Below are 22,671 nucleotides of genomic sequence, written 5' to 3'. Positions count from 1 at the left end.
AACCCTGTGAGACGCCTGAGACTTGCTCTACTTCGCGACGTGGCCCACCGGCCAAGGACGCCTGAGTCCCGCGCGACATCGCTGAGAGCACGACTGAGTGTCAACTCCCTTGACGGGACAGGAATCTGACGTCTCCACAGACGTCGAAGCCACCTGCTGAACTTCCGCGACCGGTTCGCTCGACCCTACGAGGGAAGCCTGGGTCGGCATCGTCAAACCGGTGGTCGTCCGGCACCGGTCACCCGACGGGTCGTCGGCACCGGTCACCCGACGTCGGCATCGCTCGACCCGACAAAGGGAAGCCGGCGTCGGCAAGGATCTCCGCCGCCGGGACGTAGCGTGTGTCCCCAGGCGACGCATCCAACGGCACGAGGACGAGTATGAGCAACCCGCTCCAGGGACCGGAGTTCCATCACAACCCCTACCCGGCGTACGCCCAGCTGCGAAGTTCTGGCCCGGTGCAGAAGGTCCCCACCGGCAACGGGCGGTACAGCTATCTGATCACCGGCTACGCCGAGGCCCGCGCGGCCTTCGTCGATCCGCGCCTGTCGAAGAACACCGCACGCTTCTTCGCCGACCAGCCCTCTCAGCGCAATCTGCACCCCGCCGTCTCCCGGACCATGCTGGCCACCGACCCGCCCCAACACGCCCGGCTCCGCCGTCTGGTGACCCAGGCCTTCACGCGAGGCACCGTCGACCGGCTTCGCCCCTACATCCAACAGGTCACCACCGAGCTGGTGGACGCCTTCCTGCCCGACGGCCGTGCAGATCTCGTCGAGGACCTCGCCGTCCCCCTGCCTGTGACCGTGATCTGCCACATGCTGGGGGTACCCGAAGCCGACCGGCCCGCCGTGCGTCGATGGTCGAACGACCTGTTCGCGGCCGGGCAGCCGGCGCGGATCGACGCCGCCTCGCACGACCTCGCCGAGTTCATGGCCGGCCTCGTCGAGACCAAGCGTCGGGCGCCGGACGACAGCCTCCTCACGGATCTGATCGCCGCCCGCGACGGCCGGGACGCACTCGACGAGTCCGAACTGGTATCGCTCGCCGTCCTCCTGCTCGTCGCCGGTCACGAGACCACGACCAACCTCATCGGCAACGCCACCCTCGCCCTGCTCCAACACCCGGATTCCCTGGCCCAGTTGCGTGAAGCTCCCGAGCTGATGGGCACCGTCCTCGACGAGTTGCTGCGGTTCGACTCCCCGGTCGGCATCGCGACCTTCCGCTACTCCACGGAGTCGCTCACCCTCGGCGGCACCGACATCCCGCCCGGCGTCCCCGTGCTCATCGCCCCCGGCGCCGCCAACCGCGACCCGGCGCACTTCCCCGACCCCGACCGACTCGACCTCGATCGCGAGGCCAAGGACCACCTCGCCTTCGGCCACGGCATCCACCGATGCCTCGGCGCGCCCCTCGCCCGAGCGGAAGCCGAGATCGCTCTGGACACCCTTCTCACCCGCTGCGGCCGGCTTCGACTCGCCGTTCCGGCCGAGGACCTCCAGTGGCGGCATACGCGCCTGATGCGAGGCCTCGAGTCGCTGCCGGTGGTGTTCTGGCACGGCCGGTCTCCCGGCGGTCACGCGGATGCGGACTTGCGGGCCAACTCGTAGGCGAAGCAGACCATTTCGGTGAGGCGGCCCTCGGCCGCGTAGGGGCCGAGTTGGGCAGCGAGGTCGGCGTCGAACTCGTCGGCGTGGTCCGCGAGGACCGGAGGCGGGAGGAACGACGTCGACCGGACGTACCCGGCGAGTTCGGGAATCGTCCAGTGGTGCTCGACGGAGAACTCGGGGCGCCCGGCGGGCTCGAACCCGGCACGGGACAAGACGTCGTGGTCCGGGTTCTGCATCCTCGCCCGGTCCCAGCCGAAGGGAACGCGTCCGGACACGCCGAGGGTGTTCTGCCAGGTGCGCAGCAGACCGTCGAGCACCCGCTGCCAGTCCTGGGGCCCGGGGGAAGAGGAGGGGGGGGGGGACGAGGGGGGGGGGGGGAGGAGGGGGGGGAAGAGGGGGGGAGGGGGGGGAGGAAGAGACCGGGCAAACCCCTTCGTATTGTCTGGGCCCCCCGTCGAGGTTTTCCGCACCCCCCCGGTTCCCCGGGCAGCCGCCGGGCCCGAGCCAGGCGTAGGCGCGCTCGGCGACCCGCTCGCGGCGGAGCCGGTGGAAGGCATTGCCGATGACGATCAGCTCGAAACTCCCCGATCCGGCGTGAAGACCCTCGGCGTCGGCGGTGACCGCTCGAATGTTGGCTGCGCCGGCAGCGTTCGCCTTGGCGCGGACCACTTCGGTCATGCCGGGTTCGGCGTCCACGGCCCATACGTTCGCGAACCGGTCCCGCAGCGGGAAGGCGAGCTGACCGGTGCCGCAAGCCAGGTCGAGCAGGGCCCCGCGCCCCGACGGGGCTGTCCGGCGTACGAGATCGGCGATCATCGCGTCGGGGTAGGAGAGTCGGAACCGGTCGTAGTACTCGGCAGTGCTGCGGTAGAGGTCGGGCTCGAACCTGATCTCGCTGGTCATGCGATCACCCTCGCACGGGCCTCGCGCCGATGGCAGGGGACGATCCCGGTGACGTCGTCCCCTGCCGCCCACCTGGCACCGACGTCGAAGTAACGCTCCGGTTCACCGCGGCCGTGAGGGCCGTAGGCCGGCGGTGGTCGGAGATGGCCGAGCCCGGGGGAACTCGAGGCCTAGTCGGCGGACATGGCCTCCCGCACCGCCTTTGCGCTCACAGCAGGGTCGTAGCCCTCAGGGACGCCTTCGACCAGGATGATGTCGCCCTCGATGTGCCGCGAGCGCAGTGGTGCGATCTCTTTGTATGCGGGTGAGTCCCACCATGCCCGCGCCTCGGCGATCCCGGGGAAGCCGATCACCACGACGTGCCCGGGCCAGCTGCCCTCCTTCACCTCGTGCTGCGTGACGTGAACGAGGAAGCGGCCGCCGTACGGCGCGAAGGTGGCGGGGATGCGCTCCATGTACTCGGCGATCTCCGGGTGCGGGGCTGCGTCCCGCAGGTGAGCTATGGCGTAGGCAGTCATGGTGTCCTTCCGGTCAGTCGGGGCTCCGTACGCCGCTGATCGTGGCATGCGGCCCGCGCCGGGGTCGATTACCTGGCAGGTAGGCCGCCGGGACCTTACGGCCCGTCAAGTGGCCTCTGCCCGTGTCCAGCCGGAGCGCTTCGCACAGCTTGTCAGCGAGGTCCTCGGCACGACGGAACCGCTCGCCCCCAACACCGCTGAAGCGCCGTGGTCGTCCTCCGAGCGCGCTCTGCGAAGGGCGGTCGGTTCCACGACGGCCGCGGGTACTACGTGGCGAGGGGACGCCTCTGGGCGTACGCCCTTTCGGTCTGAACTTGCCGACAAGGCACAACCATTCATGTGAGTCGCAGGTCACACCAGGCAGGAGCAAACGACTCCAACACTCACAAGGGGGAAATATGCGATTCACCCGTTCCGCCCTGGGCGCCACCGCAGTAGCGGCTCTGTCGCTGGGGGCCACGACCGCCTTGGCGGCACCCGCCTCCGCCGCACCCAACACCACACCGCAGAAGGTCTGTGGAAGCAGCTACAAGACCGTGAACTCGGCACCCATCGGCTCGCGGGGCACCGTCTACCTGACCTACAACTCCTCGAACGGCAAGAACTGCGTCACGACCATCCGGAACACCCCGGGCACCGCCGTGGACATGTCCGCCTGGATCTACGTCGCCGACACCGACCAGGGCGACGAGGACTACGGGACGTACACGTCGTACGCGGGTCCGACGTACGTCTACGGCAAGGGGCACTGCGTCGACTGGGGCGGCAGCATCGGAAACGTGTACGTGCAGGTGTCCGGCTCCAACTGCGCCGCCCTGAAGGAGAGCCGGGTCACCTACACCCGCTGACCCGGCCTCCGCCCGGTCACCACGTCCGGCATGCCGCCGTCCTGCGGCCCGACCGTCCCGAAGCGCCGGCTGACGGTCATCGGGGCGGCGCCCCCGCCAATGGCCCGGCAACGTTCACGCCCGCCCTGGCGGAAACCCGCGCGGTCTCCGCCAGGGCGAGCGCGCGTGTCGGACGACGGCCGTTCGGCGGGTGCGGATCCCCGAGACGGCCGACACACCCGTATCGTCGACATGCATATATCGGAATCCGAGATATCCTGTCTTCATGGCACCACGGAACATGACGCAGGCCGCATTCTTCGTCCTGACCGCGCTGGCCGACCAGCCGCGGCACGGTTACGGCATTTTGCAGGAGGTCGAGCAGCTGTCCAACGGCTCCCTGCAACTGCGGGTCGGCACGCTGTACGGCGTACTGGACCGGCTCTCCACGGACGGGCTGATCGTCCTGGACCGAGAGGAAGTGCAGCAGGGCAGACTGAGGCGGTACTACCGGCTGACCGATGAGGGCATCCGCGCCCTCAACACCGAAGCGGAGCTGATGGCCGCCGGCGCCACCGCCGCGATGGAACGCATCGCCGCGGGCCGGCACCACCCGACGGCCGACACCACCCCTCCCCCCTTCCCTGGGCACGGACTGACCGGAGGCGCCGCATGACCACGCTCCTCGAATCCCGCTACCGCACGGTCATGCGCCTGCTCCCCCGCTACTACCGCCAGGCACGTGAGGAGGAGATGCTCGAGGTCTATCTCTGGGACGCCGACGAAGAGCAGCAGGATCAGTCACGTCCCACCATCGGAGAAGTGGCGAGCATCGCCGCACTCGCCGTACGCAGCCGTCTCGCCACCGACAAGGCGCCTGGGCCGTACGCGCTCCTGGGCTCCTCCGCCCGCTTCTTCGCTCTCTGCGCGCTGCTGCTGCAGGCGGCGTCCACGCTCACCGACCGGGTGCTCAGTGCGACCTGGCTCGGGACGACCAGTACGCCTCATCAGGCGATGTCCCTGATGGGCTGGTCGGGACACGGTCCGCTCATCGCCGTAAGGACCAGCACCGAGTGGATCCTTCCCCTCTTGTGGACCGTCGGCTACTTCGCCCTCGTGGGCGGACACCGTCGCCCGGCCCGCGTCTGCGTGGTCCTCGCCGCGCTCCCGACCGTGAGCACGCTCATCATCCAACTCTCCGAGGGGAGCGTCCCGCCCGAGCCCGCCTACACCATCACCACCATGCTCTTCGCCTGGCTGACGGTCCTCGCGGTCTGCGCCGCCTTCCACCGTGACGCCGCGCCGGCCCGCTTCCCCGCCGGCTCCCCCGGACTCGTCTACATGGCCTGCTGCACTCTCATCGGTGCCTCCATCACGCTGGTGCCTGCCGCGGCCGATGCCGCCTGGGGACCCGCGACAGGCTTCCTCGTCCTGGGCGTCGGATGGCTCATCTCACGCAACCGGGAAGCCCAGCAGAGCGACACCATGGGCAGCGCCATCGGCCTCGCCGCACTCGGTCTGGTCATCCTGGCCAACCGCCTCAGCGGCTTGCTGTTCTGGCGGGGCCTCAGCATCTCAACGCCCGTCCTGGGCAGCACGCTGGCCCAGGCAACCGCGGTCACAGTGACGGTCCTCGCCCTGGCCGTCATGGGCATCCGAGGCCGGAAACACACCACGTCGCTCCAACACCCTGCCGCCTGACGGGACGCACGGGAGGCTGCGGGGACCTGCGCGGCAAGCACGGGAGGCTGCGCAGGACCTTCCGGGGCGAGCTGGGACACCCTGACCGGTCGAGATCAATCGGACGTACGGCGCAGGACCAGAGAGACGAACCCCCAAGTGTCCCGGTACACCCGCAGCCATTCGGAGCGTCGGATGGTGGCTGTCTCGAGAACGTGTGAGCTGTCAGGATCCGCCGGGTGGTCAAGGGCCCAGGAGGCCGTCGACCCCCAGCAGGCCCATTCGTAGTCGTCCAGTTCACGGCGCGTGCTGACATGCCCGTCGACAGGCGTCCAGCCGGCGGCGACGACGCGGTCCACGGTGGTCACCAAGTCGGTGAAGTTCCCCAGCATTTCTACGGCCTCCTGGGAGGGCTCGCGGTCCCAGAACCCATCACCGATGAGCACCCGGCCGCCGGGGGCCAGGTGCTTGCGCGCCGCGGAGAGCGTGGCGAGCAGACCGCCGAAGGCATGAGCCGCCCCAACGCTGAGCACCAGGTCGAACGAGTGGGGGGAATCGAAGTCCACGGCGTCCTGGTGGTGGAGGACCAGCCGCTCACGGACGCCGAGGTGGTCGGCAGTCCGGCCCGCCTGCGCCAAGTCGTCCTTGGAGAGGTCGACACCCTCGGCCCGCAGGTGCGGCCACGTGGCCAAGGCGCGCAGGAGCCATTCCCCGCCACCACAACCAAGGTCGAGGACCCGCTCGTCACCGCTCGGAACACCGCGTTCCAGGAGCCGTCGCACCGAGTTGTCGTCGAGCGGAGCCTTGATCGGGTGATCAGCATGGGCGATCTTGGAGAACTGTTCGCGGTTCACCGGCGCATCTTGTCAGCGCCGCCGACCAGGTGCACCTCGATTTGTGGTCGGTGCCAAGCCGAACCGGCGCTCACCTCCGGTCCGCCGCCTACGCCGTCCAGGCGTCCTGCGCGTTGCGCAACGCCCTCGTGGCGCTCTGCTTGCCCTCGATGGCCAGGGCGAGTTGGTCGACGAGACGCTGCAGGTTGTCGGGGTCGGCGGGGCCGTGGGGCCAGACCATCGGCGTGCCGTTGAGGCCGGCGCGGATCAGGTCGACGGCGGACGGGGTGTTCGCGGCGTACGCGGTGGAGTGCAGCACGCTCATGCGGTTGGGGTCGATGGCGCTGTTCTTCCGGGTGGTCTCCAGCAGCATCTCGTCGGTGCTGGTCAGCCACTTGAGGAACTCCAGCGCCGCGTCCCGGTTCTTGGACGCGGCGGAGACACCGACGCCGTAGCCCCCGTTGAGCGGTGTGCGGCGACGCGTGTTGCCTCCGCCGAGCGGCAGCGCCGTTACGCCCCACTTGCCGACGATCTTCGACAGCGTGGGGTCGGCGGCCCGCTGCGCCACACCCGTCCAGGTCTCCACGAGCGCGGCCTGACCCGCCATGAAGGCGTCGGTGGCGGCGCCCAAGCCGGTCTCGGTGGGCTTGGGCAGCGCGTACGGCGCGATGTCGATCAGGTGCTGGGCGGCGGCGAGCGCGGCGGGCCTGGTGAGGATCGGCCGGCCGGAGCCGTCGACGAGATCGCCGCCGTAGCCGACGAGCCGGTTGATGAAAGCGGGGCCCAGTACCAGGGGGTCCGGCTGGCCCGTCACGACAGCCCCGTAGTAGGCGCCGGCGCCGCCCTCGGTGATCTTCTTGGCGGCCGCGTCGTAGGCGGCCCAGGTCTTCGGGGGCGTGAGCCCATACCTGTCGAGAAGTTCCTGGTTGTAGAAGATCAGGTGCTGGTCGCCGTCGTACGGCAGTCCGTAGCGTCGGCTCCGGTACACGGTGTACGGGTCGTAGACGCTCGGCAGGAAGTCGCTGGTGTTCAGGTCACCCTGCGCGGCGATCCAACTGGTCAGGTCGACCAGCGCTCCGGCATCCGCGATCGTCCCCAACAGGTAGTAGTAATAGTCGAAACAGTCGAACTCGCCGGTCCCGCTCTGCACGTCCTGGATGATCGTGTCCGCCAACTGGGTGTAGTCGACGGCCGTCGCCTGCAGCGTGCCACCGGTCAACTGCTGCCAGGCCGGGGCCAGGAAGTTCCTGTACATCGACAGGTGCGGGGTGTTGCAGAGGACCTTGAGGGTGACTCCTTCGAAGTCCGGCGACGAACCGGCCTTCGTGGCGGCGGCTGCCGCACTCGTGCCGCCGAGGGCCGTCAGCGCGGGACCGAGGAGGGCCAGTGAGGCCGCTTGGCGCAGGACGCTGCGGCGCGAAGGTACGACAGCGGGCGGGCGAGCGTACGACGAGGACATCGGGCTCCTTTGGCTGGGCAGGGTGGCAAAGGCTCACTTGCCGAAACACCCGCAACAGCCCATAGGTCTACTCGTGCGCGACGAAGGACTTCAAGCAGAAGGACCGACTTATGGGCGAACGCAAAGGTTTCCCAGCCGTTGAATCGGGTTCACACAGGAATCCCCCAGCGACGCGGCGCTGCCGAACACCCCCTCGCCGCATGCGGGTTCAACATTGGCCTCAGGACGGCTGCGGTCGCTGCAGTCCCTTGAGGAGCAGTTCGACCAAGCGGCGGGGGTCATAACGGGGGTCGCTTTCACGTCCGATGCAGAGATTTCCGATTCCTCGCATCAGTTCATAGGCGTGCGTGCCAGGACTGATTTCGCCGGCGTCGACCGCGGCGTCGAGCAATTGCGCGCAGACGGGCACCAAGCGGTCGAGGAAATAGGTGTGCAGCGCGTCGAATCCGCTGCTGTCCGATTGCATCGCGTTGGCGAGTCCGTGCTTGGTGACCAGGAAATCAACGAAGAGGTCGACCCACTGACGGAGGGCCATGAGCGGGGAGTCGGCGCCGGCCAGCAGGGTCGGGCCGGCCTCGGCGCAGGCGTCGACCTGGTGGCGGTAGACGGCGACGACGAGATCCGCACGGTTCGGGAAGTGTCGGTAGATCGTCCCCATCCCGACGCCGGCTCTGGCCGCGATCTCACGGATCGGCGCGTCGACGCCGGAGGTGACGAACACCGCGGCGGCGGCGTCGAGCAGCGTCTGCTGGTTGCGCAGCGCGTCGGCCCGCTTGCTGCGGGCCGGCACCTCCCCGGACCGGCCTGTACTGGGCAACGCGCCTCCCTTTCGATGATCATTGACAAAGCGGAACAGCGCTCCGTATATTAAACGGAACGACGCTCCGCTTTGAGTTTAGCCGAAGCGGGTCGCCCCTGAGCGCCTGACCCGCCGCCGGCCGATCGAGGCCCACGTTCGAGGCCATGGAAGGGAATACGCATCATGAGTGATCCGACTTACCCAGCCGACGCCGCCAGTTCGCTCTACACACACGACGCGATCAGTCCGCCCGCTGCCGTCCTTTCGGTCGGCCCGGTGGTGCTGCCGGCTCCCGGCCGAGCCGTGGACCTGGAGGTGCGGGTCTCCGCACCAGTGACCGGGAGCGATCTGCCGGTCATCCTCCTCTCGCACGGCCAGGGCTTCTCGAACCACCTCTCCTCACTGAACGGTTACGCCCCTCTCGTCAACTTCTGGGCGGCGCACGGCTTTGTCGTGATCCAGCCCACCCATCTGAGCTCGCGGACGCTGAGCCTGGACCCCGGCGATCCCGAGGCGCCTCTGTACTGGCGGTCCCGGGCCGAGGACATGACACGCATCCTCGACGAGCTCGACGCGGTCGAGGCCGCCGTCCCGCAGCTCCTCGGGCGCCTGGACCGGAGCAAGGTCGCCGTTGCCGGGCACTCGATGGGCGGGCACACCGCGAGCCTGCTGCTGGGCGCCCGGCTCACCGATCCGCTCGACGGCAAGGAAGTGAACCTGGCCGAGCAGCGGATCAAGGGGGGTGTGCTGCTTGCCGCGCCCGGCAGAGGGGGCGATGCCCTCAGCGAATTCACGGCCGAGAACTACTCCTTCTTCTCGACCACGGACTTCTCCGAAATGACGACGCCCACGCTCGTGGTCGCCGGCGACAAGGACGCCTCCGCCCACCTGACGGTCCGGGGACCGGAATGGCACGCCGATCCCTACGTCCTCTCCCCCGGTCCCAAATCCCTGCTCACCCTCTTCGACGCGGAGCACGGGCTGGGCGGCATCTCCGGATACGACGTCGCCGAGACCACGGACGAGAACCCCGAGCGAGTGGCTGCGGTCCAGCGGCTCACCTGGGCGTACCTCCGCAGCGAGCTGTACCCCGGCGATTCCGCGTGGCAGGCGGCACTTGACGCACTGGCGGCGGGGCCCAGCCCACTCGGGCGGGTCGAGTCCAAGTAGGCCCGCAGAGGCTCCGGTTCGCCGGCAGTGTCCTGCGTTCCGCCACCTCGTACAGGACCTGCATGGCGCCGCCCGGCTGCTAGCGGAAGGCCTCGGGCCTGGGCCATGTCCGGCGGAGTTGGCCGTCGGACATGGCGGAGGTGTGGGCCGGCGGGGACTGCTCCAGGCCGAAGCCCATCAGCAGGACCTCGGCGTAGCGGCGCCAGGCGTCGGGCGCGATGTCGTGGGTCCGGTCGGCGATGGCGCCGACCATGTGCAGGAAGGCGTACACGTCGGCGCCGGCGAAGTCCTCACGAGCGGCGCCTGCCGCCACCGCACGCTCCACCAGGCCGTCCACGAGGCCGCCCAGGTCGTCGCGCATCTGGGCGATCGGCCGCGCGTCCATGCTCGCGTTGGCGAGGATGACGTCCAGTGCCCGGTCCCGGGCTCTCCATTGCGCCGCGTCGAGCAGGTACTGGCGAAGCGCCTGCCCCGGATCCGAGTGCTGATCGGCCGCTGCCGCCGCCAGCTCCAGGAACACGGTGAACCGTTCGGTGAACAGGGCGTCGATCAGCGACTGCAGGTCCGGGAAGCGCCGGTAGACCGTGCCGACTCCGACGCCTGCCTCGCGCGCGATCTCGTTGAGAGTGACCGAGGCACCCCCCTGCGCGAACATGCGTTCAGCCGTCCGCATGATCAGTCGGCGGTTTCGTGCCGCGTCCGCTCGCAGCGGGCGTTCGCTATCCCGGGTCACACCGACACATCCTCCACCATCGCGGCGCGGCGCCGGTTTCTCACCAGGAGAACGATGCCCGTCACGACGCTCCACAGCAGCCAGGAGTAGACACCGCCGCGCTCGAACACCCCTGCCGTGCTTGCCGACAAGCTCACCAGCGCCTCACTCAGCAGACCCAGGGCGCCGACCGCGATGCTGAAGACGCGGTACGCCGGCGACTGTCCCAGGCTCCGCAGGGACCCCGCGACGATCGCCACCGTGTTCGCGCACAAGATGCCGACTCCCGCCCCCGCTACGTGGAGGACCAGACCGGAGCTCGGGCCGTCCGCGGAGCCGTGGAACAGCCCGACCAGCACCATCCCCACACCGTGCGCGACGCCGAGGGCGACGATGACGCGACGCGCGCGGCCCTCGACCAGGCGGGCCAGCAGCACCACCGCGACCGCGAACAAGATCCCTTCGACCATGAACGACGCGTTCATCAGCGAATGCGCCGGCGAGCAGATGTCGCGGCCCTGGAACTGCGTGCCGCAGTCGGGTACACCGAGGTCGCTGATGTAGTTCGCGGCGTAGCTGTAGGGCGGATCGGTCCAGGCTGCCGCGGTGACGGCTTCGGCGACCACCCACTGCAACGCGTTCACCACCAGGACCACCGCTCCCAGCGGAAGCCAAACCCTGCGCGACATTCGGACTCCTCTCGTGGCGTGATGGGCAACGCCGACGGAAACAACCCTAACAGCAAGTGGATACATCTATCCGCTTAGCTGCTGCGGTGACCTGCATCGCATCGGTCACTGGACGGCTTCGGAACAGCGCCCCTCCGCGGCCATCCACTCCATGCACCAAGGACCAATCAATGGGTTATCTACGCGGATTCATCCCCTGGATCGTCGCGGGCGTCGTCTCGTCCTTCGACTGGCGCTGGGGCGCGGCAGGCGGACTTGTCACGGGCCTGCTGCTCCTGCTGCAGGACCGTCGGCACGGGGTCGACCTCGAGGCTCTGATCCTGGAGATCAGCACGGTCGTGTACTTCGTCGTCGTCGATGCCGTGGCCGTGGCCAGGCCCGAATCGGCCCTGGCGGACCACGCCGAAGGGAAGCCCAACAGGTCACGGACACCCAGGCGGGCAACGCCTCAGCAGCCCTGGAACAGCTCGCCCGCGCATACGCACTGGTGGCCGCGCCCGCCATCGGTGCCCCTTCGCCGGCCGGACCGGCTGAGGGGCTCGCACCGCAGGGCAGGAGCGCCTCGTACGACAATGTCCGCTACGTATTCGGGTACGAGTTCAACCCCGACCAGGACCTGAGCGGCCGGTAGGGGCCTGCCTCGCCCGTCGACCCGGTGCGGGTGCGGTACGCGAAGGCCGGTTCTTGTAGCGGTCGTTGCGGTTGGCCGGGGCGTGACGCTACTGCGAGGGCGCCTTGGCCCGCTTCGCTCCGCCCCAGAGGGAGCCGGGGTTGGCTCGGTTCGGGTACAGCTCGAGCATCGCCTCGTACAGTTCGGCCGCGGTGTGGGTCTCGGTGTCGAGCCGGTTGAAGTCCGCCAGGTACTTCTTGGTCTCTGCCAGGATCTTCGGGTCGTCGGGCAGGTCAGGGTTCTTATGGCCGGCGACGACGAAGGCGGGGTCCAGTGCGGCAAGCGTGTCGGTGGCGCGCATCCACTCCTCGCGCGAGCCGGTAGTGGTCTCGCCCAGGTACTGGTGGATGCCGTTGTAGGCAACATCGCCGGCCACGACGAGCCGTAAGTCCGCCACCCACAGCGCGGTGCTGCCCTCGCAGTCGGTGAAGCCGGTCTCGACCGCCCGCAGCGGGTGCCCTTCGAGGGTGAAGGTGTCGCCGTCCAGGGCCTCCGGGAACACCTGCGGCAGCGGGACCTGTCCCGGAAAGCGCGAGGCCCAGAAGGTATCGACGTAGGGCGGTGTGCCCTCGAACCTCGCCTTGGCCACGGCTGCGGCAGTCGAGACCGCCTTGGCCTCGGGAAATGCCTCAAGGAGCTGCTTCACGCCGAAGCCGTGGTCGCCATGGCCGTGCGTGATGTAGACGTAGGTGAGATTGCGGTCGTGCGCCTTCACCCAGTCGACGAGCTGCTGGTTCTGTTCGACCGTGAGGAACGTGTCGACCAGCACGGCGTCCCGCTCCCCCAGGATCAACGTGGCGGTGTTGACCACCCACTGGAGCTCTTCCGTGCCGGGCGGCAGATCGCGGGTCAGACCCGACCGGCGCATGCACAAAGTCTCGTACTGCAGAGCCGATGTGGCTTCCGCCATGTCGTGGTTTCCTTCCACTCTCGTTGAGAGATCCAGGCCGGCCCACGGGGCTGGCCGGGCGTAAGGGCCGCCGAACCCAGGGGCTGGGGACTCGATGAGCCGCCCACCCGATTTCCAAGACCCATCCTCCGGGCCCGCATCGGATCCGCAACCCGACGACCGGCTTGGTCGGCCTCAGCCCGACGCCCGGATTTCGTTATCGCACCTTGTGGCGGATCGGCTTTGCTCAGCGCGTCTCCGGCCGACTGGCCCGGGCGCGCGCAGAGAGTTCAAGAGGCGCTTGTGACCAGCAGCGATACCCAGGACACGGCAATCGTCGCCGACCAGGGTCCCCAGCAGATCCCGGCGCAGAGCCATGTGACCGAGGTACCGACCGCGGCCGAGGCCCACGACGCACTGCTGCGAGCCACGGGTCGAGTGGCTCCGATGCCTGCCTACCGCAGTACATGCCGGATTTACTGCGGCGGAGCCTCTACCGGCCTGAGCCCACCCCCGGGCGGGCAGCAGGCAGGAGACCGGGCCTGGCCCGCAGTGAGCCCGTCCGGGATCACTTTCCTATCCAAAAAGATCGTCAAGGCTGCCACAGGTACAGGCCGTGCTTGCCAGCGTCGCTCGAACCACCCCTCCGAGCAAGGAGTTTGACCGGTGAGACGACTGCTGGCCGCACTGGCCACGGGCACGTTTCTGGTGCTGGCGATACCGGCCGCGCCATTAGCCACCGCAGCGACCGCAGCAACCGCCCCTAGTGCTCCCACGATCGCTTGGGGCGCGTGCACGGACCCAACCCTGGTCGCGGGCAACGCCGAATGCGGCACGCTCGAAGTGCCGCTCGACTACGCCGATTCCGACGGCAGAAAGATCACACTCGCGCTGTCCCGAATCAGGCACACGGTCCCGGACAGCCAGTACCAGGGCGTTGTACTCGCCGCTCCCAACCCGCTTGGAGGCTCCGGATACACCGACCCGCTCCAGGGCGCCCGGCTGCCGGACGACGCCGGGGCGGCGTACGACTGGGTGGGGTTCGCCCGCCGCGGTCTCGCGCCCAGCGTCCCTGCCCTGACCTGCGAGCCCGACTACTTCACCTACAACCGTCCGCCGTACGAACCGGCCTCGAAGGCTGACGAGCAGGCCTGGTTGAGCCGGACTCAGGGGTACGCGCAGGCCTGCGAAACGGAAAGCCAGTCGGCACTGCTGGACCACATGAAGACCACCGACACCGCCGCGGACATGGAAAGCGTGCGTGCAGCACTCGGTGTCTCGCAGGTGAGCGTGTACGCGCACTCCTACGGCACGTACGTCGCCCAGGTCTACGCAACACTCCACCCGCAGCGCATCCGCCGGATGGTTCTGGACAGCAACGTCGATCCTCGCCGTGTCTGGTACTACGCCGGATCCTTCGACCAGGACGCCCCGTTGGAACGCAATCTCGGGATCTGGTTCGACTGGCTCGCCGCACACGACGACGTCTACCACCTCGGCGCCACCCGCACGGCCGTGGCAGACACATGGGACAAGACTGTGGCCGCACTGGCTACGGAGCCCGCCGCCGGACTGATCGGACCGGACGAGTGGATCGACCTCTTCCTGACAGCCCCCTACTTCCAGGCCACCTGGCCAATCCTGGGGTCAGCGTTCTCGGGCTGGGTGGGCGACGGTGACGGCGCGACGGTGAAGACGCTGTTCGACCAGTTCCTCCAACGCGGAAACGACAACGTCTACGCGGCCCTGCTCGCCGAAGTGTGCACCGACGCACCCTGGCCGTCGGACCCGGCGCGCTGGAAGGCGGACTCCGAGGCCGCGGCCGTACAGGCACCGACCACGACCTGGGGCAACACCTGGTTCAACGCGCCGTGCCGGACCTGGGGTGCCGAGGCCGGTACGCCCGTTGACGTGGACGGTTCGCGGGTCACCGGCGCCCTTCTGCTCGACGAGACACTGGACGGCGCCACGCCCTTTGAGGGGAGCCTCGAAGTGCGGGCACGCTTCCCCCGCTCCTCGCTGATCAGCGTGCCGGGAGGCATCAACAACGGTGCCACGCCGGGCAGTAACACCTGCGTGGACGCGCACATCGCCGCGTACCTCACCACCGGTGAGCTGCCCACGCGCACACGCGGTCGCCATGCGGACCTGGAGTGCGCCGCGTCGCCCCTGCCCGAGCCGGCCGGCTGACCACGGGCGGGGGCCCACCGCGTCACCACCGGCCCCCGCCACGCCCACCACCGCACAGGAAGCCGGCGGACACTGCACGAGGCCGACTTCGGGCGGACATTCGTGCGACGCCACACTGGTCGTCCTCGCCGATGACCCGGTCCGGCGGGTTCTCCCGGTAGGGCAGCAAGGCGTTTGGCCCGACCGCACGATCCGCTTGTGCCAGTAGTGCGTGGTCCGTTCGCAGCAGTCCCAACTCCGCCTGCCGGGTGGGGAAACCGTCGTCGCTGTACGCCGACATCGGCCCGCCCGGCACCACCAGCGCCTCGACCCCGGACAGGTCACGCGGCAGCACGTCGCCCGCCCACACTCGGTACACCCGCAGCTCCAGCCCGGCCGCCTCCAGCGCCACGCCGATCGCGCACGGACCCTCCGTCGGCACGTGCTGCACGACCAGAACGGCCACCACCGGGCTCCTCTCGATCCGCAGATGCCACCCCAGGGGCCGGCCGGCTTCCGCCGAGGGACTCACCTCGCGAAGGAGAAGTGGCCTTGTGGGGCAACGTCCGCGGTGCCGGGTTCCTGACGAGGCCAGAGGTCCCAACTTTCAGGGCCACGGGGGCCGAAGGACTCGTGGCCTTCGGGCAGCCCGTAACTGCGAGCTCCCCCCGCCCCCGCGCCTGGCGGATGCGGCAGGTCGCGAAACGGCTGCGACCTGTCGGGCTACGGTAGGCCGCACAGCAGGCCCAAATCTAGACAATCCGCAACTTTCCCAGTGAGGCCGTACGTCATGAGCTTGAGCATCCGTAACCAGATCCCCGGCACCGTCACCTCCGTCACGCCGGGCGAGGTCATGGCGACCGTCAAGGTCCGACTCGACGGCGGTCAGGACATCACCGCGGCCATCACGCTGGAAGCCGTCAAGGAACTCGGCCTCGCCGAGGGCTCCGCCGTCCGCGCCCTGGTCAAGTCGACCGAGATCTCGCTCGCCACCGCCGCGGTCAAGGGCCTGTCCATCCGCAACCAGCTCCCCGGCACCGTCAGCGACATCGCCACCGGCGGCGCCATGGCCTCCGTCAAGGTCACCATCCCGGGCGGCGAACTGACGTCCGCGATCACGAAGGACGCCGTCACCGACCTCGGCCTGACCACCGGTTCTTCCGTCGTGGCCCTGATCAAGTCGACCGAGGTCTCCCTCGCGGCCGTCTGACCCGACCATGCGGGCCCGACCCGCACGGCACGAGTGCAGTCCCGCACGACGGGACTGCACTTCTCCCTGTCGCCGCGTACGTCAGGCGTTGATCGGCCCGTCGCCTTCGCGGAGCGTGGCGGCCGGGCGCCGGTCGAGCGCGGCGAGGTTCTCGGCGCAGATGGTCAGGGCCGTCTCTACCGGGTGCGGGCGTCGAGGTCGAGTCCGATCGGGCCGTGAATACGCCCCAGTTCCGCCTCGTCGAGCCCCGCCTGCACCAGGGCCGAGGCGCGGCGGGCCTGGGTACGTCGTGAACCGAGCGCGCTGACGTGCGGGATGCCACCGGCCACGGCAGCGCGCAGCGAGGGGACGTCGAGGTCGGGCTCAGGGCTGAGCACGGGGCATGTCGAGGTCGGGCTCACGGCTGAGCACGGCAGGACAGGCGACAGCGGGGCGGCCCGCCAGCAGTTCGCCGGCACCCTGCGCGGCGTACGCGAACCGTTCAAGGAGCAGCATCCGACCCGAAATCACCAGGTCAGCGGCTCCTCCCGGATAGGGATATCCCCACGTTCCGAACAAAGTACTGAAGACTTCAAGTATTTGCCCTACGCTCCCCTCTCGTACCCCCCACGAGCATTGGAGCCAGGTCAACATGTCGCCCTCAGTCGACTTTTCGAACTTATCGGACGAGCACTGTTGCGCTCCCCCAACAGTTCTGATGGACCATCAGGCGCTCGACGCGTTCCTCACCGCGGCGGTCGGTGAGTATCAGCTCATCACCCCTGAGGCCCCCCTCCCCTGCTTCGCGCTGCTCATGGGCAGCGCCGACCGCAGCACGCTGCACGTCGAGCGCGTCGCCTTCGGCCGTAACGCCCGCACCACGGATCCGGCGGCCCGCGTCGAGTTCAGCGAGACGATCGTGCCCCGCTTCGGACCGGCCTACGAGAACGAGCACCGGGCCTGGTGGATCGACTCGCGCGACCTCCTCACGGCCTCAAGGGAAGCCGACGCCCTCGGCCTGGACCTGCTGGGCTCCATCCATATGCACCCCGACTGGCACCGCATAGGCCCCCCGCACGAACGCGACTTCGTCCTCAGCGAGCGCCCGACCCCCATGGACCACCACATGTTCGGCAACACGACCTGGCCGATCAACATCATCTGCTACCTGGAACGCAGGGCCGACGCCTACTACCACTCACTGGCGGCATGGGCCCCACCCCGTGCGGCGTCCCCCGGAAGTCCCTGCACCGAACTCCCCCTGCGCGTCCGCACCAGAACCACGGCGGGGGTGTGACCGGCATGACGACGACCGATGACGCCGCCCTCCGCGCCCTGTGGGCGACGATGTCCCGCGCGTGGGCGGCGGGCGACGCCGCCCTTTTCGCCTCGAACTTCTCCCCCGACTGCGACTTCACGACCGTACGAGGAGACAAGCCGCCGGGACGCGCGGGCATCGAGGCGGGCCACGACCGCCTGTTCCGCACCCTGTACGCGTCAACTCGCCTGGACGCCCAGGTCGTTGCCGTCCGTCACCTGCGTCCCGGCCTCGCGACGGTCGAGGCGACGTCGACGATCCGGACCCCCGACGGCGCGACTCTGGCCACGACGCATGCCCTGGCGGTGGTGGAACGGACCGACACCGGCGACTGGCGGATCACCGCGTTCCACAACATGATCCCGGCCATCCCGAAGGAGAGCGCCGACGTGCCGGAGCCCACCACGCCCGAGCCGGCCCGCCCCGCCCTGCGCCACCTGGCGATAGTCGCCCGAGACCCCGAGAAACTGGCCGACTTCTACACCTCGGTCTTCGCGATGGAACTCTTCCACCGTGACCCCGACGGCAGTTGCTTCCTCTCCGACGGCTACCTCTCCCTCGCCCTGATCAAGCATCAGCTCGACGGCGACACCCCGGTGGGCATGAACCACTTCGGCTTCCACATCGCCGATACGGCGGCCACATCGGAGTCCCTGGTCGCTGCGGGCACCCCGAAGCCGGCCGAACGCTTCACCAACCGTCCCTTCGCCGAATACCGGGCCATGGACCCCGAGGGCAACTGGTTCGACCTCTCGGAACACGGCTTCGGCGGCCCCAAGCCCCCGCCCGCCACGGCCAGCAGCTGACCCCGCCCCGGTCCCCGGCCCGTGCCCGGTTCACCGCCCGGGCACGGGCGCGGGACACCGCGGAGTGGCATCTTCCGACGACCACGGCGAACACGGCGAGCACGGTTCAAGTCGGCGGCGCCCGGACCACCCCGACTCCGTCGACAGTTGGGACACGCCGGCCGGCGTACTCCGGGGCCAGGGCCGCCACGACGAGGCCGACCCGGTCGGCTGACCTTCCGAACTGCGGCCCACGTGCACACCGAGCCGGACCGATCCCGCGGCGCAGCCGCGCGGGAGGCCACGGAGCGCGGTGGATCAGGAGCCATTAGTCATGATCAACAGGGTTACCATATGGTCATGACCGAGAGTTCGCGGGCTGAGAGCGCGGCGGAGGGTGGACGCCCGTTGAGGCGCGATGCCGCTCTCAACCGGGAGCGCGTACTGCGTGCGGCACGTGAGGTCTTCGGCGAGCGGGGGCTGAATGTCACCCTCGACGATGTGGCCCGGCATGCCGGGGTCGGCGTCGGCACCCTGTATCGCCGCTTCCCCACCAAGGAAGCTCTGATCCGTGCCGTCTTCGAGCAGGACGCGGAGGGGCGCATGGAGTCCGCGCAACGGGCTCTCACCCACCCCGATCCATGGCAGGGGCTCGTCGACTTCCTCATGGAAATGTCCGCTGACCTGGCCGAGAACCGGGGACTGCACGAAGCGGTCATGCTCGGCAGTCACAGCTCGGGCCCCATCGAGACGACCCGCGCCGGAATGATCCCCTTCCTTGAGGCGCTGGTCCGGCGAGCACAGGAAAGCGGCCAACTGCGGCCGGAAGTCACGGCTTCCGACATCCCGGTGATCCAGCACATGCTCAGCAGCGCGGCGCAGTTCACCCGGGGGACGCGTCCGGAAATCTGGCGGCGCTACATCGAGGTCCTTCTCAACGGTCTGCGTGAACGCCCCGACAATCCGCCGCTGACGACGCCGAGCCTGAGCAACGAGAACGTCGAGCAGCTGATGGGACTGGTCAGGCCCGAGCCGGGGCCGGAGTAGCCAGCCGGGGTCTCCCAGCAGGCCAACAACAGAGTCCCGCCTTCCCACCACACCACCGACATCACGCCGAGTCAGCCGCAGGCGATGTTCGCGCCGATGGTGACGTGCAGGATCAGGGTCTTCCGCGGCAGCAGCACGAGGTGTTCGCGCAGGAAGGCCACCTTCGCCCCACGGCCCTCGTGAACAGACGGCTTGGCGACGGACGCGGAGGCCCGAGCGGCGGGGCAGCAGTTGCGCCTCAAGTGATGAGCCCCGAGGGGACAGTGGCCAAGGCAGCGTCGTCTCGGTGCAGGGGTGTGCAGCAGGTAGGAGTGACTGCCCAGACGGCGAGCGCGCGGGCGGACGGATCACCGATTCGGGCGCGCCACCCCTCTAGTGGAGAACTTACCTCCATTTAAAGGGCCGGGAAAGCCTCGCGCAATCGACAGCTCCCGTACGGGTACTTGATGCGGCATCCGAGGCCCCTCCTGCCATGGCGGACCCCCGCCCGCATGGCGGTGCGGAGCATCCGCGGCCCCTCTTGACAGGCGCTGGTGATGCTGGGTTACTTGGCCGCACGCTAACCGAATGTTCGGTCAGTACACGGGCGGTGACGACTGACGCAGAACTTCGGCGTGACGGTGGAGTTGTTGTTCACCGCCGTCCAGGCGCCTCAGGGGCTCGCAGTCCAGCTGCGCGAAAACGTTGCAGCACCGGCGCGCTCCGGGTGACCGTGCCCCACAAAGGTCAACGGACATCGAATCGCCCCTCGGATACATGCACGCGTGCGGACCGTGCCTTGGTCTGTGCGTTCAACAGCCATGAGCCCGGAAGAGCCGTCGTGCGTGGCACATCGCGGGCTCAGCCTCAGCAGCCCAACGACGACGAAGGAGTCGCAATGAGCAGCGAGCCGACGGCCGGCGTGGCCATGGGTTCCCGCAGGGGGCAGCCGCTCCCCCAGGAACTGCTGGACGACGGTGAGCAACTCGACTCCAAGCAGCTCAAGGAACTCCAACTGGACCGCCTGCGGGCCACGCTCCACCATGCGTACGCCCAAGTGGAGCTCTACCGGCGGAAGTTCGACGAGGCCGGCGTACGGCCCGACGACTGCCGTTCGCTCGAGGACCTGGTCCGGTTCCCTTTCACCACCAAGGCGGATCTGCGCGAGACGTATCCGTTCGGCATGTTCGCGGTCCCGATGGCGGACGTCCGGCGCATCCACGCCTCCAGCGGCACCACCGGCCGGCCCACGGTGGTGGGGTACACCGAGAACGACCTGTCGATGTGGGCCGACGTGGTCGCCCGGTCGATACGGGCCGCCGGCGGCCGCCCCGGGCACAAGGTGCACATCTCCTACGGCTACGGCCTGTTCACCGGCGGACTCGGTGCGCACTACGGTGCCGAGCGGGCGGGATGCACGGTCGTTCCGGCTTCGGGCGGCATGACGGCACGGCAGGTCCAGATCATCCAGGACTTCAAGCCGGAGATCATCATGGTCACACCGTCGTACATGCTCACCCTCCTCGACGACTTCGAGAAGCAGGGCATCGATCCGCGCTCCACGTCACTGAAGGTGGGGATCTTCGGAGCGGAACCGTGGACGGAGGCGATGCGCCGCGAGCTCGAGGAGCGCATGGACCTGCACGCGGTCGACATCTACGGCCTGTCCGAAGTGATCGGCCCGGGCGTGGCACAGGAATGTGTCGAGACCAAGGACGGGCTGCATGTGTGGGAGGACCACTTCTACCCCGAGGTCGTCGACCCGCTCACGGACACCGTGATGGCCCCGGGAGATGAAGGTGAGCTGGTGTTCACCTCCCTGACCAAGGAAGCGCTGCCGATCATCCGCTACCGCACCCGCGACCTCACACGGTTGCTGCCCGGTACGGCACGGCCCGCCTTCCGCCGTATCCAGAAGATCACCGGCCGCTGCGACGACATGATCATTCTGCGCGGGGTGAACATCTTCCCCAGCCAGATCGAGGAAATCGTGCTGCGGATCCCGGGCGTCGCTCCGCACTTCCAGATCGAGCTGGCCAAGCGTGGCCGGATGGACCACATGACCGTCCGCGTCGAGGCGCGTCCTGGCACCGACGTGGTGCAGCGGGAGAACGCCGCCCGGTCGATCGCACAAGGGGTCAAGGACGGCGTCGGCGTGACCGTCGACGTGATGATCGTCGACCCGGAAACCCTGGAGCGCTCCGTGGGCAAGATTCAGCGGGTGAGGGATCTTCGCCGCCTGTGAATGCAGACCTTGTCAGAATGGAGGCATGAGTAGAACATCCGTGCAGCGCTCCACTGGGCCTCGTAGCCGCCCTGCCTATGACCGTGACTCCGTACTACAGGTCGCTGTCACCGTCTTCAATGAGCGCGGTTACGACGGCACCAGCATGGAAGAGCTGGCCAAGCGCCTGGGTCTGAGCAAGTCCAGCATCTATCACCACGTCTCGGGCAAGGACGAGTTGCTCGATCTCGCGGTGGGCCGTGCGCTGGACGCCCTGTTCGCCACCCTCGACGACGAGGACCGCTCCCCCGCGCTCACCGCCACCGCACGCCTCGAGCACATCGTGCACCGCAGCGTCGAGGTCCTGGTGGCCGAGCTGCCGTTCGTCACCCTCCTGCTGCGCGTGCGCGGCAACAGCGCAGTCGAACAGCGGGCGCTGGAGCGCCGCCGCGAGCTGGACCACCGGGTGGCCGAACTCGTGGCTCAGGCCGCCGCCGAGGGCGGTGTGCGCAGCGACATCGATCCACACCTGGCCAGTCGTCTGCTGTTCGGCACGGTCAACTCGCTCATCGAGTGGTACCGGCCCGAGGGCGGACTGCCGGCTGCCGCGCTGGCGGACGCGCTGACCGCGGTGGTGTTCGACGGGTTGCGTGACCGTTCGCCGCGCTGACCGGACCACTCCCCCTTCGACCCCACCGGGGCGCACCCCGATGCCCTGCTGCCTCGGTGCGCAGCAGACGAACGCCGGAAGTACGGTGACGCGCTCTCGCGTGCACCGTCAGTCGCGGTTGCCCAATAGCTGGACGGCCAGCGGGGCAGCCGCGTGACGTGACCCGTTGAAGAACCCAGGGCCGACCGAGCGCACGAACGGCGGACACCGCATACGTCACCGGCTCCCAGCGCAGAGTCGTCCCGGGCGGTGGGCGTTCTCCGCGGTGAGTGAGCGTCGGCGGCAGTGGATGAGCGTCGGCGGCGGCTCCCGAGGACACCACCGCCCCCCGTTATGGAGAATATATCTCCAGTTTCTGCCGCGCGTGAAGCCCTGCGACACCGCTCTCCCGGGCGGCCGGGCCATCGTCCGCTTCGCCACTCCGGCCGGGACGGCGGAACCCCGCCCCACCAGGGACGATGCCCATAGATCCGCATCCAGGGGGCCGGCGTAGAAGCCCTTCCCCTCCCCGCCACTCGGCCGTCGACGGCC

General features: G+C 68.9%; 24 protein-coding genes and 2 pseudogenes. 14 read left to right on the top strand and 12 right to left on the bottom strand.

Going from position 1 to position 22,671, the window contains the following annotated elements; genetic code table 11:
• Positions 1-380 precede the first annotated feature (380 nt).
• A complete protein-coding gene (locus tag ACFWM2_RS06470; RefSeq protein WP_383273609.1) occupies positions 381-1,610 on the top strand; it encodes a cytochrome P450 in 1,230 nt (409 codons plus the stop codon).
• On the opposite strand, the gene ACFWM2_RS06465 is transcribed toward ACFWM2_RS06470, so the two are convergent.
• The 3 genes and pseudogenes from ACFWM2_RS06465 to ACFWM2_RS06455 form a co-directional block, all read right to left on the bottom strand.
• Positions 1,577-1,927 (bottom strand): hypothetical protein, encoded by a 351-nt coding sequence (locus ACFWM2_RS06465; protein WP_383273607.1) that lies wholly within the window; start codon positions 1,925-1,927, stop codon positions 1,577-1,579. The two genes, ACFWM2_RS06470 and ACFWM2_RS06465, sit on opposite strands and share 34 nt — an antisense overlap.
• Positions 1,928-2,108: 181 nt before the next feature.
• Positions 2,109-2,426: pseudogene (locus ACFWM2_RS06460) on the bottom strand (class I SAM-dependent methyltransferase); the annotation flags it as partial.
• Positions 2,427-2,683: 257 nt separating this feature from the next.
• Positions 2,684-3,031 (bottom strand): DUF1330 domain-containing protein, encoded by a 348-nt coding sequence (locus ACFWM2_RS06455; protein ID WP_383273605.1) that lies wholly within the window; start codon positions 3,029-3,031, stop codon positions 2,684-2,686.
• Between the two features lie 398 nt (positions 3,032-3,429).
• Here ACFWM2_RS06455 and ACFWM2_RS06450 point away from each other — a divergent pair, with 398 nt between their 5' ends.
• The 3 genes from ACFWM2_RS06450 (at position 3,430) to ACFWM2_RS06440 (ending at position 5,559) form a co-directional block, all read left to right on the top strand.
• Entirely contained in the window at positions 3,430-3,879 is a 450-nt protein-coding gene (locus ACFWM2_RS06450) for a spore-associated protein (RefSeq protein ID WP_383273603.1), read from the top strand.
• 280 nt (positions 3,880-4,159) lie between these two features.
• Positions 4,160-4,534: a PadR family transcriptional regulator gene (locus tag ACFWM2_RS06445; protein ID WP_383274219.1), complete on the top strand. Its 375-nt coding sequence runs from the start codon at positions 4,160-4,162 to the stop codon at positions 4,532-4,534.
• Complete coding sequence (locus tag ACFWM2_RS06440; protein ID WP_383273601.1) at positions 4,531-5,559, top strand: hypothetical protein; 1,029 nt, start codon at positions 4,531-4,533, stop codon at positions 5,557-5,559. The genes ACFWM2_RS06445 and ACFWM2_RS06440 overlap by 4 nt, the downstream gene beginning before the upstream one ends.
• 95 nt (positions 5,560-5,654) lie before the next feature.
• On the opposite strand, the gene ACFWM2_RS06435 is transcribed toward ACFWM2_RS06440, so the two are convergent.
• The 3 genes from ACFWM2_RS06435 to ACFWM2_RS06425 form a co-directional block, all read right to left on the bottom strand.
• Positions 5,655-6,392, bottom strand: coding sequence for an SAM-dependent methyltransferase (locus tag ACFWM2_RS06435; RefSeq protein WP_383273599.1), 738 nt, complete (start codon positions 6,390-6,392; stop codon positions 5,655-5,657).
• A gap of 88 nt (positions 6,393-6,480) precedes the next feature.
• A complete protein-coding gene (locus ACFWM2_RS06430) occupies positions 6,481-7,830 on the bottom strand; it encodes an ABC transporter substrate-binding protein (protein WP_383273597.1) in 1,350 nt (449 codons plus the stop codon).
• Between the two features lie 220 nt (positions 7,831-8,050).
• Entirely contained in the window at positions 8,051-8,620 is a 570-nt protein-coding gene (locus ACFWM2_RS06425; RefSeq protein WP_383273594.1) for a TetR/AcrR family transcriptional regulator, read from the bottom strand.
• 192 nt (positions 8,621-8,812) lie between these two features.
• Between ACFWM2_RS06425 and ACFWM2_RS06420 the strand changes: the two genes are divergently transcribed.
• On the top strand, positions 8,813-9,799 hold the full coding sequence (locus tag ACFWM2_RS06420; protein ID WP_383273592.1) for an alpha/beta hydrolase family protein: 987 nt from the start codon (positions 8,813-8,815) through the stop codon (positions 9,797-9,799).
• Between the two features lie 79 nt (positions 9,800-9,878).
• Here the strand turns inward: ACFWM2_RS06420 and ACFWM2_RS06415 are convergent, their stop codons facing one another.
• Together ACFWM2_RS06415 and ACFWM2_RS06410 are read right to left on the bottom strand one after the other, a co-directional pair.
• Positions 9,879-10,532 carry a TetR/AcrR family transcriptional regulator gene (locus tag ACFWM2_RS06415; protein ID WP_383273590.1) on the bottom strand — a complete coding sequence of 218 codons (654 nt, stop codon included), beginning with the start codon at positions 10,530-10,532 and terminating at the stop codon, positions 9,879-9,881.
• Entirely contained in the window at positions 10,529-11,200 is a 672-nt protein-coding gene (locus tag ACFWM2_RS06410; protein ID WP_383273588.1) for a DUF998 domain-containing protein, read from the bottom strand. Before ACFWM2_RS06410 ends, ACFWM2_RS06415 begins: the two co-directional genes overlap by 4 nt.
• A gap of 170 nt (positions 11,201-11,370) precedes the next feature.
• Between ACFWM2_RS06410 and ACFWM2_RS06405 the strand changes: the two genes are divergently transcribed.
• Positions 11,371-11,820 (top strand): hypothetical protein, encoded by a 450-nt coding sequence (locus ACFWM2_RS06405; RefSeq protein ID WP_383273586.1) that lies wholly within the window; start codon positions 11,371-11,373, stop codon positions 11,818-11,820.
• A 99-nt stretch (positions 11,821-11,919) separates the two neighbouring features.
• On the opposite strand, the gene ACFWM2_RS06400 is transcribed toward ACFWM2_RS06405, so the two are convergent.
• On the bottom strand, positions 11,920-12,780 hold the full coding sequence (locus tag ACFWM2_RS06400; protein WP_383273584.1) for an MBL fold metallo-hydrolase: 861 nt from the start codon (positions 12,778-12,780) through the stop codon (positions 11,920-11,922).
• 645 nt (positions 12,781-13,425) lie between these two features.
• On the opposite strand from ACFWM2_RS06400, the gene ACFWM2_RS06395 reads away from it, so the two are divergent.
• Positions 13,426-14,949 carry an alpha/beta hydrolase gene (locus ACFWM2_RS06395; protein WP_383273582.1) on the top strand — a complete coding sequence of 508 codons (1,524 nt, stop codon included), beginning with the start codon at positions 13,426-13,428 and terminating at the stop codon, positions 14,947-14,949.
• Between the two features lie 118 nt (positions 14,950-15,067).
• Here the strand turns inward: ACFWM2_RS06395 and ACFWM2_RS06390 are convergent.
• Positions 15,068-15,165, bottom strand: a pseudogene (locus ACFWM2_RS06390) (aminopeptidase); the annotation flags it as partial.
• Between the two features lie 553 nt (positions 15,166-15,718).
• Here ACFWM2_RS06390 and ACFWM2_RS06385 point away from each other — a divergent pair.
• Positions 15,719-16,138 (top strand): molybdopterin-binding protein, encoded by a 420-nt coding sequence (locus tag ACFWM2_RS06385; RefSeq protein WP_383273580.1) that lies wholly within the window; start codon positions 15,719-15,721, stop codon positions 16,136-16,138.
• Between the two features lie 176 nt (positions 16,139-16,314).
• On the opposite strand, the gene ACFWM2_RS06380 is transcribed toward ACFWM2_RS06385, so the two are convergent.
• A complete protein-coding gene (locus ACFWM2_RS06380) occupies positions 16,315-16,539 on the bottom strand; it encodes an XdhC family protein (protein WP_383273578.1) in 225 nt (74 codons plus the stop codon).
• Positions 16,502-16,648, bottom strand: a complete 147-nt coding sequence (locus ACFWM2_RS06375) for a hypothetical protein (RefSeq protein WP_383274256.1) — start codon at positions 16,646-16,648, stop codon at positions 16,502-16,504. The genes ACFWM2_RS06380 and ACFWM2_RS06375 overlap by 38 nt, the downstream gene beginning before the upstream one ends.
• Before the next feature lie 187 nt (positions 16,649-16,835).
• On the opposite strand from ACFWM2_RS06375, the gene ACFWM2_RS06370 reads away from it, so the two are divergent.
• The 6 genes from ACFWM2_RS06370 to ACFWM2_RS06345 all read left to right on the top strand — a co-directional run bounded on the left by ACFWM2_RS06370 (position 16,836) and on the right by ACFWM2_RS06345 (position 22,140).
• A complete protein-coding gene (locus tag ACFWM2_RS06370; RefSeq protein WP_383273576.1) occupies positions 16,836-17,414 on the top strand; it encodes a hypothetical protein in 579 nt (192 codons plus the stop codon).
• Positions 17,415-17,419: 5 nt separating this feature from the next.
• Entirely contained in the window at positions 17,420-18,241 is an 822-nt protein-coding gene (locus ACFWM2_RS06365; protein WP_383273574.1) for an SgcJ/EcaC family oxidoreductase, read from the top strand.
• Between the two features lie 64 nt (positions 18,242-18,305).
• Positions 18,306-18,455, top strand: coding sequence for a hypothetical protein (locus ACFWM2_RS06360; protein WP_383273572.1), 150 nt, complete (start codon positions 18,306-18,308; stop codon positions 18,453-18,455).
• A 125-nt stretch (positions 18,456-18,580) separates the two neighbouring features.
• Positions 18,581-19,267: a TetR/AcrR family transcriptional regulator gene (locus ACFWM2_RS06355; RefSeq protein ID WP_383273570.1), complete on the top strand. Its 687-nt coding sequence runs from the start codon at positions 18,581-18,583 to the stop codon at positions 19,265-19,267.
• A gap of 877 nt (positions 19,268-20,144) precedes the next feature.
• Entirely contained in the window at positions 20,145-21,491 is a 1,347-nt protein-coding gene (gene paaK, locus ACFWM2_RS06350; RefSeq protein ID WP_383273568.1) for a phenylacetate--CoA ligase PaaK, read from the top strand.
• A 25-nt stretch (positions 21,492-21,516) separates the two neighbouring features.
• On the top strand, positions 21,517-22,140 hold the full coding sequence (locus ACFWM2_RS06345; RefSeq protein ID WP_383273566.1) for a TetR/AcrR family transcriptional regulator: 624 nt from the start codon (positions 21,517-21,519) through the stop codon (positions 22,138-22,140).
• Positions 22,141-22,671 lie beyond the last annotated feature (531 nt).

The organism is Streptomyces sp. NPDC058371 (assembly GCF_042723265.1).
Lineage (GTDB): Bacteria > Actinomycetota > Actinomycetes > Streptomycetales > Streptomycetaceae > Streptomyces.
Note: the sequence above shows the minus strand (reverse complement) of the source record. Positions and strands in the feature narration are given on the sequence as shown.